Origin of the sequence: Saccharopolyspora antiqui, from assembly GCF_052246905.1 — a bacterium.
Lineage (GTDB): Bacteria > Actinomycetota > Actinomycetes > Mycobacteriales > Pseudonocardiaceae > Saccharopolyspora.
The window spans coordinates 144,611-157,213 of record NZ_JBQQBO010000005.1 but is presented as its reverse complement, the minus strand read 5'-3'; the positions used below and the strand labels follow the sequence as shown (position 1 = coordinate 157,213).

The 12,603-nt window shown below is 69.2% G+C and carries 14 protein-coding genes; 6 read left to right on the top strand and 8 right to left on the bottom strand.

Annotated features, from left to right (window positions below):
- Positions 1–50: 50 nt before the first annotated feature.
- Complete coding sequence (locus ACTWQN_RS11220) at positions 51–515, bottom strand: hypothetical protein (RefSeq protein ID WP_443203331.1); 465 nt, start codon at positions 513–515, stop codon at positions 51–53.
- Positions 516–610: 95 nt separating this feature from the next.
- Between ACTWQN_RS11220 and ACTWQN_RS11215 the strand changes: the two genes are divergently transcribed.
- The 4 genes from ACTWQN_RS11215 (at position 611) to ACTWQN_RS11200 (ending at position 3,520) form a co-directional block, all read left to right on the top strand.
- Complete coding sequence (locus ACTWQN_RS11215; protein WP_443203330.1) at positions 611–1,393, top strand: FHA domain-containing protein; 783 nt, start codon at positions 611–613, stop codon at positions 1,391–1,393.
- Between the two features lie 448 nt (positions 1,394–1,841).
- Positions 1,842–2,039 carry a hypothetical protein gene (locus ACTWQN_RS11210; protein ID WP_443203329.1) on the top strand — a complete coding sequence of 66 codons (198 nt, stop codon included), beginning with the start codon at positions 1,842–1,844 and terminating at the stop codon, positions 2,037–2,039.
- A gap of 232 nt (positions 2,040–2,271) precedes the next feature.
- On the top strand, positions 2,272–2,622 hold the full coding sequence (locus ACTWQN_RS11205; protein WP_443203328.1) for a DoxX family protein: 351 nt from the start codon (positions 2,272–2,274) through the stop codon (positions 2,620–2,622).
- 628 nt (positions 2,623–3,250) lie between these two features.
- Positions 3,251–3,520, top strand: a complete 270-nt coding sequence (locus ACTWQN_RS11200) for a hypothetical protein (protein ID WP_443203327.1) — start codon at positions 3,251–3,253, stop codon at positions 3,518–3,520.
- A 97-nt stretch (positions 3,521–3,617) separates the two neighbouring features.
- Here ACTWQN_RS11200 and ACTWQN_RS11195 read toward each other — a convergent pair whose 3' ends face one another.
- Positions 3,618–4,169: an FAD-dependent monooxygenase gene (locus tag ACTWQN_RS11195; RefSeq protein WP_443203326.1), complete on the bottom strand. Its 552-nt coding sequence runs from the start codon at positions 4,167–4,169 to the stop codon at positions 3,618–3,620.
- A 155-nt stretch (positions 4,170–4,324) separates the two neighbouring features.
- Between ACTWQN_RS11195 and ACTWQN_RS11190 the strand changes: the two genes are divergently transcribed.
- Positions 4,325–4,906 (top strand): LysR family transcriptional regulator, encoded by a 582-nt coding sequence (locus ACTWQN_RS11190; protein ID WP_443203325.1) that lies wholly within the window; start codon positions 4,325–4,327, stop codon positions 4,904–4,906.
- A 97-nt stretch (positions 4,907–5,003) separates the two neighbouring features.
- On the opposite strand, the gene ACTWQN_RS11185 is transcribed toward ACTWQN_RS11190, so the two are convergent.
- The 6 genes from ACTWQN_RS11185 to ACTWQN_RS11160 all read right to left on the bottom strand — a co-directional run bounded on the left by ACTWQN_RS11185 (position 5,004) and on the right by ACTWQN_RS11160 (position 12,049).
- Entirely contained in the window at positions 5,004–5,648 is a 645-nt protein-coding gene (locus tag ACTWQN_RS11185) for a response regulator transcription factor (RefSeq protein WP_443203324.1), read from the bottom strand.
- Positions 5,636–6,862: a sensor histidine kinase gene (locus ACTWQN_RS11180; RefSeq protein WP_443203323.1), complete on the bottom strand. Its 1,227-nt coding sequence runs from the start codon at positions 6,860–6,862 to the stop codon at positions 5,636–5,638. Before ACTWQN_RS11180 ends, ACTWQN_RS11185 begins: the two co-directional genes overlap by 13 nt.
- 9 nt (positions 6,863–6,871) lie before the next feature.
- The gene (locus ACTWQN_RS11175; RefSeq protein ID WP_443203322.1) at positions 6,872–9,382 is read right to left on the bottom strand and encodes an ABC transporter permease; all 2,511 of its coding nucleotides are present in this window, start codon (positions 9,380–9,382) and stop codon (positions 6,872–6,874) included.
- The gene (locus ACTWQN_RS11170) at positions 9,379–10,128 is read right to left on the bottom strand and encodes an ABC transporter ATP-binding protein (protein WP_443203321.1); all 750 of its coding nucleotides are present in this window, start codon (positions 10,126–10,128) and stop codon (positions 9,379–9,381) included. Before ACTWQN_RS11170 ends, ACTWQN_RS11175 begins: the two co-directional genes overlap by 4 nt.
- Before the next feature lie 276 nt (positions 10,129–10,404).
- Entirely contained in the window at positions 10,405–11,103 is a 699-nt protein-coding gene (locus ACTWQN_RS11165) for a TMEM175 family protein (protein WP_443203320.1), read from the bottom strand.
- Positions 11,104–11,386: 283 nt separating this feature from the next.
- Positions 11,387–12,049, bottom strand: coding sequence for a hydrolase (locus tag ACTWQN_RS11160; RefSeq protein ID WP_443203319.1), 663 nt, complete (start codon positions 12,047–12,049; stop codon positions 11,387–11,389).
- Positions 12,050–12,222: 173 nt separating this feature from the next.
- Between ACTWQN_RS11160 and ACTWQN_RS11155 the strand changes: the two genes are divergently transcribed.
- Positions 12,223–12,540: a winged helix-turn-helix transcriptional regulator gene (locus tag ACTWQN_RS11155; RefSeq protein ID WP_443203502.1), complete on the top strand. Its 318-nt coding sequence runs from the start codon at positions 12,223–12,225 to the stop codon at positions 12,538–12,540.
- Positions 12,541–12,603: the final 63 nt, after the last annotated feature.

The following is a 12,603-nucleotide window of genomic DNA, read 5'->3' as shown; positions in this document are numbered from 1 at the left end:
CACCAACTAACTTGGTAAAAGGTGCCCTTCACCCCGTCCTCATCCCCCGGTTAGCCGTTGACGGTGCCGCCGACTGCGGCGCTGCCTTCGATGTTGCCCGAGCCGCCGCCCGCGCTGCCGCCCTGCGCGATGATCTGGCCGTCGAAGATCGCGACGAGGTCCACGCCGCCGTTGCCGGTGTACCCGACTTCGAGGGTCCACGAGTGCGGAAGTCCGTCCGCTGGCACGGAGACGGGCTCGCGCCAGGGCAGGGTTACCGCGCCGTGCTGCACCACGCGACCGTCGAGCGTGTACTTGATCGAGGTGACCTGCGCGCCGCCGGTTGCGTTCAGCACGAGGGTGTGCGGTTCCCGATCGGGCACGGTCGTCGTCGTGGTCGGCGTGCTCACCGGGGGCGGGCTCGGCGGCGGGTTCGGTGGTGGAGGTTCCGGGCTCGATCCGCAACCCGCGAGCGCGATCAGCAGCAATGCGCTGGCCGCTAATTGGCCTCCTCGGCCGATGTTGGGCATCGCCATGCGCGGGACAGTACCGGCGCGAGCGCGGGACCGGTCCCGAAATGGTGTGAAATCCTGCCGCAGCGTCCATTCCGGACGAACTGGAGGAGGTCGCCGTGGCAATCGCTCGCATCGACGGCGGCGACATCCCGCGCCGCGGGAAGCCGTGGACGAGTCCCGGCGCACTCGTCGTCCGAGCCCTCACCGGCGCGGTGGCCGCGAGTCCGGACGAGGGCGCCAAGGTGCGCTTCGGGCGTTTTCCAGTGCCCAAGGTCGACGTTTGCTTGGGAGAGGACGACATCCGGGTGAGCAGAACGCACGGCGTGCTGGAGCACCAGCAGGGGTGGTGGTGGCTGCACAACACCGGATCGCTGCCCATCCAGATCTCCGGCGGGCACCGGATCTGCGCTGCCGACGAACCGGTTCCGCTGAGTCCCGGGTACACCACGCTGGTGATCACCGGCACGGCCGACCGCAAGCACGTGCTGGATTTGCGGATCAACGATTACGACGACGCGCAGCGCGCCCTGCTAGCCGATTTCCGCACGGTCGCGCCGCGGATCTGGCCGCTGAACGACGAACAGCGACTCGTCCTGGTCGTCCTCGGCCAGCGCTACCTCTCGGGGGAGCCGCATCCGCGACCGTTGACCCGCAAAGGCGCCGCCGAGCGGCTGACCGAACTGCGCCCCGGCGAGAGGTGGGACGTCAAGCGGGTTGACCGAGTGGTCGAGCGGGTCCGCAACGAGCTTCGCCGGCACGGCGTCGAGGGCCTGTTCGCGGACGAGGTGGATGCGCCGGTCGGCAACTTGCTCAGCCACAACCTGCTGATGGAGCTGACCGCCACGACCGAAACGCTCAAACGCGCCGACCTGGCCTTGCTGGAAGACAGCGCAGCCTGACTCGGGCGTCCGAAAGGGATCGAGCACGGAAACACGACTCGCGCGCCAGAACATGCACCGCCCAAAAACCGAATTGGACTTCACCTTTGGGCGTGCGGGCAATGGAAGTCATCCACCCGACGATCAAGCGCCGACAAAGCAACCGCCGCCAACCACGAACCCATGATCTGGTTCCTTTTCGAGGGACCTCGATCCATTTCCGGGAATTTAGTCCTCACATCTTCGGACTTCGGACCCGGTGCGGCGGAAAAATCATGGATCAGGCGCCGAAAAACCGCCTCCGAGAGGAATATTCGGGAATAGACCGCTCCCCTGGCGCGTTGATGGCGGATATCGCGCGAGCCCAAATTCCCCGCCTCGAACGAGGCTCGGAGCTCGTTCGCGATAGCTGATCCCACTCGCAAGACGGGGGAATAGTCCAATGCGCACAAGTGTACGAGCGGCCGCCGTGTTCGTACTGGCCGCGCCGATGGCACTGGGAATCGAGGACGTGGTTTCGACTGCCGCGAACGCGGCACCGCCTTCGGCGATGGTGCTGACGGACAGAGGCGAGCCGGGTGACAATGATGAGGGGACCGATTCAGGCTCCGACACCGACAGCTCCGACAGCAGCAGCAGCGCCGACGGCAAACCCGGCACCGACTAGGGGTGAGCGGCCTCGCTGGAACGGGGCCGCGCGAACTCGCCGGTGAACCGCCGGTGCGGCAGGAGTGGGGTGCCGGACCGGAGCCATCCGTGAGCAGCATTTCGATGCCGCCTCGGCCGATTCTCGGCGGCACCTCCGGACTTTTGCCTCTGCGCAAGTCCCGTCACGGGTCACCTTTCCAGCCCGGCACGCGTCGTAGAGGTGACAGATCCGCGCGGCAGAAAGAGTCACCGTGTTCACCGCTTATGTCATCGTCGCCGTCCTGACCGCCGTGGCCAACATCGGCGCGGCTGCCGTGGACTTCCTGCGCTCCGAGTGGGTCCTCGGCAACATGACCAGCTACGGCGTGCCGCATTCCTGGCTGTTCCCATTGGGGGCGCTCAAGGCAGCGGGTGCGCTGGGCCTGCTCGTCGGGCTCGGTGTGCCGCAGATCGGGATCGCTGCCGCAGTCGGACTCGTGCTGTACTTCGTCGGCGCCGTCATCGCCGTCATGCGCGCCCGCTGGTACTCGCACATCCGCTATCCGGCGCCGTTCCTCCTGCTGGCCGTCGGCTCGCTCGCGCTGGGGCTGGCCGCGACCTGAGCGGGCAAATGGCGCCGCGGATCGCGAGCGGCAAAGGGTCTTCTCGACTGTTGAAACCACGCACGGCTCTGTCCCGCCACTGCGACGGCATCGCGGCGGGCTCGTACCCCGGTGAAACGAGAAATCTGTTCTCGTCCTGCTCGAATTTCCGCACCCGCGACGCAGTGGCCGACGCGTACGTCCAGACTCTTTTGTCACCCACCTCATTCGAAGTACCAACGGCCACGCAGAATGCGGCAGACGGGTGACTCCCAGCCGGGAACCGACTGGGAGCCAAGAACATTGCGAACCAGCCACCGGGACGAACTGACTCGTACCGCATGATCAGCTGCGCCTTATAACCATCATTCGAAACGTGAAGCAGGTTTCTCTTTTTCTGGACTTCGATCCATTTCCGGGTATTTAGTCCTCCACTTTGGAGACTTTCGACCCTGTGCGACGAGACCAGTCCGGAGCGTTCGGCAAAAAATGGTAGATCGACAAATTTCGGGAGCCGATTCGGGAATACCATACCTCCCCGGCGCGTTGATCGGGGCGGATATCACGCGAGCCCGAATTTTCCCCGTCGGACGAGGATCTGAGCCCGTACCGATATTCATCTCCACGCTCAGGACAGGGGAACAGTGTCATGCGCAGAAGTGCACGAGCGGTGGTCGGACTGGCATTGGCGGCACCATTGGCGCTGGGAATCGGGGGCGTAGCCACCGCGAACTCGGTACCGGCTCCGACGGTGCTGCTGGCGGACAAAGGCCACCCGGGTCACGACGACGACGGCTCGAACAACGGCTCTCACGGCCACAACCACCACCGCCACCACTCGGGATCCAACACCGACAGCTCGGACAGCTCCGACGGCAACAGCGGCTCCAGCGGCCAAATCGGCGCCTCCGTGCGCTGACGACCCGCCTTCGAATCCACATTCCGCATCCCCATGCCCGGCGGGGACATGGGGATGCTCCGCTTGGCCGTAAGTCGAAAGACCCGGTTCTCACCACTCACGAACGCACGGCGCCGGTGTCGCGCCGGTAGGTTTCGGTGATCCGCAGGAGTTCCCGCCGGGACCGCTCGTCCACGGTGCGCTGCATCTCGCGATTGGCGGCGACGACCGCCGAGGTCGCCTTCCGCCGCGTGCTCTCATACCCGGCCAGTCCCGCCGGGAAGTCGCGGGCCAGTTCGTCGGCGAGCACGCGGGCGTCGACGATCGCCTGCGACGCGCCGTTCGCGCCGACCGGGTACATCGGGTGCGCGGCGTCGCCGAGCAGCGTGACCCGCCCTTCGCCCCACGACGGCAGGGGATCCCGGTCGACCATCGGGTATTCCAGGATCGTCGCGCTGTTGCCGATCAGGCCCGGCAAATCGAACCAGCCGAGGTCCCAGCCGTCGAAGTGCCGCAGCACCTCCTGCGCACTAGCGGGCCGGTTCCAATTCGCATCGCCGGGCAACGGCCCCGGCTCGGCCACCGGCACCATGGCCACCCAGTTGACCAGTGACGGACCGATCGGATAAGCGATCAGCTCGGCCTTTCCGCCGCCGCGCACCAGGATCATCGAGCGGCCGGTGCGAAACGGTTCGGCCTCGGTCGGCTCGCGCCACGAACATCGCCGGTGGTGGTCATGTCGTCTCCTCTCGACGCACATCCACTCTGCGACGCCCCGAACCAGAAGTCCAAGAGCTGCATGTGCTCGCTACTGAATCACCGGTTATGGAGCTTCGGCAGCTCAAGTACTTCGTGACAGTGGCGGAGGAAGCCAACTTCACCAGGGCGGCGGCGAAGTTGCACGTGGCTCAACCCGGCGTCAGCGCGCAGATCCGGCGCTTGGAACGCGAGCTCGGGCAGGAACTGCTGGACCGGTCGGGACGCTCGGTGCAGCTGACCGAGGTGGGCGCGGCGGTGCTCCCCTACGCCCGAGCCGCACTCGCCGCGGTGACCGGCGCGCGCCTCGCCGTCGACGAGCTGACCGGGCTGCTGCGCGGGCACGTCGCCGTCGGCACGGTGACCTCGCACCACATCGACCTGCCCGAGCTGCTGGCCGAGTTCCACGAGGCCCATCCCGACGTGGAGATCACCCTCGCTGAGGACAACTCCGCGCAGCTCGCCGCCAGGGGGCTGGGCGTCGCGATCCTGCCCGCGTCCGCCCTCGATGCGCGCAGCGACCTGCACCGGCTCACGATCACCCAACCCGCGTTGCGCGGACGCCTCGCCCTGGCCTGGCGAGCCGACGGCCCCATCAGTCCCGCGGCCCGAGCTCTGCTCGAACGAGCAAGACGCGTGCTGAGCGCGTGACGACGTATTTCGAACTCGTTCTGCGTGGCGGTGCGGGTGGCGAGCCGGTCGGCCCGACACGTCCACTATGGACGTTCGTCGGCCGCCGGGAGCCGGATCATTGGTTCAGGTAGGCGAGCACCGCCCGGACCCGTCGGTGCGTGTCGTCGGACGGGGGCAGCTCCAGCTTCGCGAGGATGTTGCTGATGTGCTTCTCCACCGAGGCCGGTGCGAGTACCAGCTCGGCGCAGATCGCCGAGTTCGACAGGCCCTGCGCGACCAGCCCGAGGACCTCCCGCTCGCGTGCGGTGAGCGCCGCGATGCCCCGGTCGCCGTTGTTGCGGGCGAACAGCTGCCGCACGACCTCCGGATCCATCGCGGTGCCGCCCGCAGCCACCCGGTCGATGGCGTCCAAGAACTCGTCCAGCGCGGTCACCCGATCCTTCAGCAGGTAGCCGACCGCGCCGTGGCCGTCGGCGATCAGCTCCGCCGCGTAGACCCGCTCGACGTACTGCGACAGGATCAGAATCGGTGTTGTGGGCTCGCGGCGCCGGATGGCCAGCGCTGCTCGCAACCCCTCGTCGCGGAAGCCCGGCGGCAATCGAACATCCACAATGGACAGATCGGGGCGGTGCTCGGCCACCGCCTCCGCCAGGTCCGGCGCGGTGGACACCGCGGCGACGACCACGTGCCCGGTGTCGGTGAGCACCCGCACCAAACCTTCGCGCAGCAGCAGGAGGTCCTCGGCGATCACAATGCGCATGGCAGCTCCGTGTGGACAACGGTCGGGCCCCCGACCGGACTGGTGACCGAGATCCTGCCGTCCAGCGCCTCGACCCGGCGGCGCAGGCCGTCCAGCCCGGCGCCTGCCTCGTCCGCACCGCCCCGGCCGTCATCGCGGATCTCGACGGTCAGCGCCTCGGCCGTGCGGGTGATGGTGATCGTGCAGGTGGTCGCGGCGGCGTGCTTCACGGTGTTCGCCAGCGCCTCGGCGGTCACGAAGTACGCCGCCGACTCGACCGCGGGCGCCAGCTCCCCCAGCTCGGCCGCGCGGATTTCGACGGGCAGCGGCGCGTCGCCCGCGAGCGCGGCGAGGGCAGCGGCCAGTCCCCGGTCGGTGAGGATCGGCGGATGGATGCCGCGCACCAGCCTGCGCAACTCGGCGAGCGCTTCGTCGAGCTGCCGCCGGGCGGTGCGCACATCGTCGCGGGCCGACTGCCCCGGCCCGCGCATCTTTCGGTCGGCCAACGCGAGCGTCATGCCAGCGGCCACGATCCGGGCCTGCGCACCGTCGTGCAGGTCGCGCTCGATGCGCCGCAGCTCGGCGGCCTGCGCGTCCACCACCCGGCGGCGCGTGGCGGCGAGTTCGCGGGTGCGCCGCACGAGGCGCTGCCGCGGACCGGGTTCGAGCAGCGCCGCCGCCATCCGCGCCTGCACGTGGGCCGCCGTGGTGACCAGCCACCACGCCACCGGCGCCAGCAGCAACCCGAGACCGGTCAGCACGAACCGGCCGCCCGCGGTGTTGAACAGCCAGTCGGCGACCGGTGGCAGGTTCGGGTTGGGCGGCGCCCACAACCACAGCGGAGCGACGATCGCGGCGAGGTCCACCACCGCGACCACCACCCCGGCCAGCCCACCCGCGAGCCCCAACGGGAACAGCAGGAGCAGCCAGGCGAGGTCCCGCCAGGTCACGGGCGCGCGGACCAGCGCGCGGCCCCGCACCCACGGATTCCCCGAAGACGTTGCGTCGTAAGGAGATTCCACCGACCTGCCGAGCAGCACCGCCGCCCGCAGGCGCTCCAACCCGGCGATCCGGCGGGTCACCCAGGTCACCACGAGGAACGTCGGCGGTGCGAGATAGGTGAACGACAGCACGCCGCTGACCAGCGTGGTAGCCAGGGCCCACGCGAAGGTGGCCGGCCCCAGCACCAGGCTGGTCAGCAGATGGGCCAGTGCACGGCCGAAACGGCGGAGCATCAGCTCAACCTAGCCCGTCACCGCAGGCAGCGACCGGCGCCTGACCACCAGCCGGGCCGGTACCGCCCCGGCGACCACGCCGAGCGAACCCACACCGACGAGCATGGCCAGGTACCGCAGCGGTGCCGCGAACAACCGCCACTGCCCGTCCTGCGCCACGCTGAACGTGCCGACCACCGCGCCGCTGATCACGCACCCCAGCACGAGCGCGACGGCCACGGCGATCGCCGTCTCCCGGCCGAGCATCCGGTGCAGCTGCCCAGCGGTGGCGCCGGCCAGGCGCAGATCGGCGAACTCGCGGCGGCGGGCGCCGGTGGCGATGGCGAAGGTGTTGACCACGGCGATCGCGGTGAAGCCGAGCGAGATGACCACCATCAGCTCCCACGCGGCCTGCTGGTTCTGCACATCTGCCGTGCCAGCCCGCGGATCCGCCGCGTCGGTCGCCGCGAGCGCGGGCCACCGGTCGGCGACCGCGTCGGCGGTGCCGGGCGCGCCGCGCAAGTAGACGGCGCCGACGAGACCGCGGGGATCGTGCGCCGCCACGAGATCCGCGGGCAGCACGAGATCGCCGAATCCTCGCCAGTTCGCGAAGACCGCGACCACGGTCAGCTCGACGCGGGTGCCGTCGGCCAGCCAGAACACCGGCCGGTCGCCCACCTGCCAGTCCCGGGCCGAGGCGAGCGGGCCGCGCGCCGCGACGGTGCCTTCGCGCAGGCCCGCCAGATCTCCGGTGGTGACGCCGAGATCCACGGCTGGCTCGCCGGTGGTCCGCAGGCCCTGCGCGGGATAGTCCTCCGGTTTGCCGCCCTCATCGACGACAACCCGGGTGCCGAGCGTCGCCGCGGCGCCCGTCACCCCGGGCAGGTCCGCAACCTCGTCGGCCGTCGCGAGCGGCAGTCCCGGCGCATTGGTGGCGGCGACCCGGACGGTCGCCGGAGCCGTGCGCGCGGCCTGCTGGTCGGCGGTCACCGCGGTGAGGATGTCGCCGTTGAGCAGCATCGTGGCGTTGATGGCGAACATCAGCGCCAACGGGATGGCGACCCCGACGACGCGCCGACTCTCGGCACGGGTCATGGCCCCCGCCACCCGGCCGAGAACCCCGGTGACGCCTGCGATCCGGGACAGCACGGCGGTGAGCGGGCCAACGAGGATCGGTCCGAGCGCGGCGGCCGCGCAGAGCAGCAGGGCGCAGGAGACGAAGCCCATGCCCATGCCGAACGGGCCGCCGAGCGGCACCAGGCCCAGCACCGCAACCGCACCGGCGACCAGCACGGCCGCGCCGACTACCCGGGGCAGCCAACCGGCGCGGCCCGCGGTGACGGTCTCCCGCAGCGCCTGCGTCGGCGCGATCCGCACCGCGCGCCGGGCCGCGAGCCCGGTGGCGAACACCGTCACCAGCAGCCCGAGCACGGCGGCGGCGATCAGCACCATCGCGTTGAGCGACACGGTGAACTGCGGCGGCACGGCACCCAGCTCCCGGAACCGGACGGCTACCAGCTGCGCCACCACGATTCCGACTGGCAGCGCGGGCAGTGCCGCGACGAGCGTCACGAGCGTGATCTCCAGGCGGAGCATGCCGCGCAGTTGCCGCGGCGTCGCGCCCGCCGTGCGCAACAAGGCGAGTTCCCGCAGCCGCTGCCGGACCGCGAGCGACACCGTGCCGGTGAGCACGAACACCGCCGCGAACCCGGTGATGCCGAGCACGAATCCGAAGATGGAGATCGCGCCGATGTAGTCGGGCACCGCACCGGGCAGGTCGGCGCTCACCCGGTCCGCCCCGGTGTGCACGGTCGCGGTGCCGTCCAGCCGGTCGCGCAGCGTCGCGAGCACCACTTGTCCATCCACATTGGACGCAAGGTGCACGCCGACGGCGGTCGGTCCGGGCAGTCCGGACAACTCGGCGACCTGATCGTCCGCCACGAATACCGCCGCCTGGCCCGGCACATCCCCCGCCGATATACCAACGACGCGCAAGTCCCGGGTGCCGGTGCGACTGGTCAGCCGCACGGTCTGGCCTACCTGCGCGCCGAAGGACTCCTGGAGCACGACCTCGCCCGGCCGTGGCGCGGTGCCGTCCCGCAATGGGTAAGGGGTCAGCGCCGCGGACGACCAACCGTGCGCCACGGTGGCGGCATCCTTCGCGCGCACCGGCACGCCGTCGACGTCGAGCGCGACCGGGAACGCGTAGTCCGCCACCGCACCGGCCACACCGGACGTCCCCGCGACCGTCCCGACGACCTGCCCCGGCAAGGGCTGCGCACCGGTCAGCCGCTCGCTCTTCGTCTTGACCTTGATCTCGTCGCCCTTGTCGGTCGCCGTGCTGAGAACGACCGACCGCTCACCCGCGACCACCGCGTCCGCCGCGGCGAACCGGTCCGCCCCCGGCCCGGCGGTCAGCACCGACCACAGCAGCAGGCCGCTACCAGCGATCAGCGCGATCGCGAGGAACGCCGTGAGGAACGTGCCCGCGAAGGATCCGATTCGGTGCCGCACGCTCGCCGCGGCCAGTTTCGCCATCATCGGGTCAGCTCCATCATCCGCGCCGCCACCTGCTCGGCCGACGGCGCGAACAGCTCGCCCGCGATCCGCCCGTCGGCGAGGAACACCACGCGGTCGGCCCAAGCCGCCGCGGCCGGATCATGGGTCACCATCACCATCGTCGCCCCGATCTCGTCGACGAACCGGCGCAGCAGCGCCAGCACCTCCCGCCCGGTCGAGAGGTCCAGCGCCCCCGTCGGCTCGTCACCGAAGACGACCTGCGGACGACCCGCCAGCGCACGGGCGAGCGCCACCCGCTGCTGCTGCCCGCCGGAAAGCTGACCCGGCCGCGCCTTCTCCCGCCCGGCCAACCCGACCCGCGCCAAGAGCTCCTTCGCCCACCGGCGATCCGGCCGCACGCCCGACAACCGTTGCGGCAACAGCACGTTGTCCCACACCGACAGCGCATCGACGAGGTTGAACGACTGGAACACGAAGCCGACGTGCGCCCGCCGCACCGCGGTCAGCTTCGGCTCGCGCAACGCGCCGATGTCCTGTCCCGCCAACACAACCCGCCCCGAAGTGGGCCGATCCAACCCCGCCGCGCAGTGCAGCAATGTCGACTTGCCCGACCCGGACGGCCCCATCACCGCGGTGAACGACCCCCGACCGAACCCGACCGTCACACCGTCGAGCGCCCGCACCCGACCCGAGTGGACCTTCGTGACACCAGCCAACTCGACCACATCCCGCGGCGGAGCATCCTTCGAATCCCGTACCAGAACCATGCCGAAAATGCTGCTGCAGCAACCCTCCCCAACCCACCGCGCAACCAATGATCTCCGAGGTAGGGCTACCCCTACCCGACACGAACCCGCGGAAGGAAGAACCTGCTAACGGGCTTCTCCTGCCCTCTCGGCAAAGCCACTAGCGCTGGCCAGGAGGCGGCGGCACCTGAGGAGGTTGCTGGTCGGGGAACCGCTGGCGCATGGCTCCCGATCGCACGTACCGCCGCGCGCCCGTCACGTTTCGAAATCCGCTGATGTCGCTCGCAGGAAACCTGCTCATCTGCCCTGGCGGCGGACGCGGGGCAGGCCTTCGCTGGTGACGAAGTAGAACACCGGCAGCAGCAGAAACACGCCCATCGCGATGGCCGGGTGCGTGAACCAGCCCAGTGCGCCACCGAGTGCGTAGACGATCACGCCAGCGGAAGAGCGCAGTCGGCCGTGGCGGATGTAGCGCTCATCATCCCGACCCGAGAGCAGGTCGGGATGATGAGCGAGGTGGGTGTGGATCCACAGCCAGCTCGCGCACATGGCTGCTGCGATGAGCGCGTACAGGGCGACGGCGGTTCGAGCGTCTGCGCCGATGGCATCGGATTGCACGGCTTCGGAGACAACCGCAGTCGGGAAGGCCAGCGCCGCGGTTGTCAGCAGCAGGGTGAGATTGGCCGCGTGCAGACCGCGGTCGACGGTGCGGATACGCGTGAAGGTCTGGTGGTGGTTCAGCCAAATCACACCGATGTAGGCGAACGAGGTGAGATATCCGAGGTAGACGGGCCACTGGTGCCACAGTGCGGGTAGCAATTGGCCGGTGGAGTGTGGTGGGGTGCGCATATCCAAGGCCAGGATCGTGATGGCGATGGCGAATACCGCGTCGCTGAACGCCTCCACCCGGCTGGTACCGGTGCGGGCAAAGCCTTCCTCTCCGCGTCCCTCCGACGAGGGGCCGGTGCGCGAAGGATCTGGCGTTTCTGCTGTCATGGCTCCTCCGTGTCCGAGAACGTGACTTCCGCGGGGGCGAGCGGGTGTCGTCCATCATCACGAGTGAAGGCTTGACGGGCTTGACGGAGAAAAGCGCCATGCGGACCATCTGCTGGCACCGCTGCCTCGAAGCAGGGACCGCGCCGCTGAGAAGAAAAGCGCAGCGCGAGGGGCGGATGCCGTGGCACGGCGCAGGTGCGCGTCACCGTCCCCGTGTTCACCCGACGGCGCGACGCCCTGCGCTGGCGCAGGGCGTCGGAACCGGGAAAAGCAGGCGGAGCAATTACTTCTTGACGAACCCCGCACGAACGTAGTTGACGCCCTGTCCCCAGGCACCCAGGTGGTCACTGACGATGTCGTTGACGGCGTCGTAGGTGTCCACCCGGGCCCAGTCACGCTGCAGTTCGGACAGCACGCTCGCTGTGCTGACGGGAACGACGCCCTTCTGGGACATCCGCACGATCGCGGCATCGTGCGCCGCGGTGCTGGACCCCGCGGAGGCGTCGATGACGGCGAAGACCTCGTAACCCGCTTCAGTCGCGGACAGTGCTGGGAAGGTCAGGCAGACCTCGGTCCACAGACCGGCCATCAGCAGGCGGCGTCGACCGGTGGCCTCAACCGCGGCCCGAAAGGCCCCGTCCTGCCACGCGTTGATGTAGGAGCGGTCGATGATCTCGACGTCCGGCAGGGCGCGCGTGATCTCCGGGATCACCGGGCCGGAGAAGGTCTCGGCGGCGATGGAGGTGAGCACGGTGGGGACGTTGAACACCTTGGCCAGTTTGGCCAGGGCGGTCACGTTGTTCATCAAGGTCTGAGGGTCGGCGCTGCGGGCCCCGAAGATCATCTGCGGCTGGTGGTCGATGAGGACGACAGCGGTGTCCTCGGGGGTGAACAGGCTGGTGATGGCGCTGTCAGGCAGGTCGGGCAGGGTGCTGCTGGTGACCATGGATACCTCTCTGCACTAGCGGGGGACAACATGTTAGTGACTTTCCATCTAAAAGCGACTTGCGGAAAGTAGCACGTCTCTTTTTCTGTGCGCAAGTCGCTATCCATTGGTAAGCTGCTGATGTGTCCGCGTATGAGCCTGATTTCTGCCCTCGCTACCACCGGACCGTTGAGATGATCGGCCGCCGGTGGGCTGGGGTGATCCTGCGTGAACTGCTCCGGGGAGCTACGCACTTCCGGCAGATCGGCGACGCCATCCCCGACATCACCGACAAGCTGCTCTCGGAACGGCTCAAGGGCTTCGAGAGCGAAGGCATCCTCGAACGCGTCGTACTCCCGACCACCCCTGTGACCATCGAGTACCGGCTCACGGACAAGGGCCGTGCGCTAGAGGCAGTTGTTCGGGAGATCTCCTCCTGGGCCGAGACATGGCTGCCCGCCGAGGGCGCACCGGGCACGGTTCAGGCCGGCGAGAAACGGTCCACTGGCTGACACAACGCGCCGATCCCGCCCCACCCGGACAGTGGGACCGGCTCCTGGCTCGGGGCACCCGCC

What these genes read in the sequence shown, in the direction of transcription:
- ACTWQN_RS11220 (WP_443203331.1), bottom strand. Translation starts at nt 515, where the DNA reads ATGGCGATGCCCAACATCGGCCGAGGAGGCCAATTAGCGGCCAGCGCA.
- ACTWQN_RS11200 (WP_443203327.1), top strand. Translation starts at nt 3,251, where the DNA reads ATGCGCAGAAGTGCACGAGCGGTGGTCGGACTGGCATTGGCGGCACCA.
- ACTWQN_RS11195 (WP_443203326.1), bottom strand. Translation starts at nt 4,169, where the DNA reads ATGATCCTGGTGCGCGGCGGCGGAAAGGCCGAGCTGATCGCTTATCCG.
- ACTWQN_RS11190 (WP_443203325.1), top strand. Translation starts at nt 4,325, where the DNA reads ATGGAGCTTCGGCAGCTCAAGTACTTCGTGACAGTGGCGGAGGAAGCC.
- ACTWQN_RS11185 (WP_443203324.1), bottom strand. Translation starts at nt 5,648, where the DNA reads ATGCGCATTGTGATCGCCGAGGACCTCCTGCTGCTGCGCGAAGGTTTG.
- ACTWQN_RS11180 (WP_443203323.1), bottom strand. Translation starts at nt 6,862, where the DNA reads ATGCTCCGCCGTTTCGGCCGTGCACTGGCCCATCTGCTGACCAGCCTG.
- ACTWQN_RS11175 (WP_443203322.1), bottom strand. Translation starts at nt 9,382, where the DNA reads ATGATGGCGAAACTGGCCGCGGCGAGCGTGCGGCACCGAATCGGATCC.
- ACTWQN_RS11170 (WP_443203321.1), bottom strand. Translation starts at nt 10,128, where the DNA reads ATGGTTCTGGTACGGGATTCGAAGGATGCTCCGCCGCGGGATGTGGTC.
- ACTWQN_RS11165 (WP_443203320.1), bottom strand. Translation starts at nt 11,103, where the DNA reads ATGACAGCAGAAACGCCAGATCCTTCGCGCACCGGCCCCTCGTCGGAG.
- ACTWQN_RS11160 (WP_443203319.1), bottom strand. Translation starts at nt 12,049, where the DNA reads ATGGTCACCAGCAGCACCCTGCCCGACCTGCCTGACAGCGCCATCACC.
- ACTWQN_RS11155 (WP_443203502.1), top strand. Translation starts at nt 12,223, where the DNA reads ATGATCGGCCGCCGGTGGGCTGGGGTGATCCTGCGTGAACTGCTCCGG.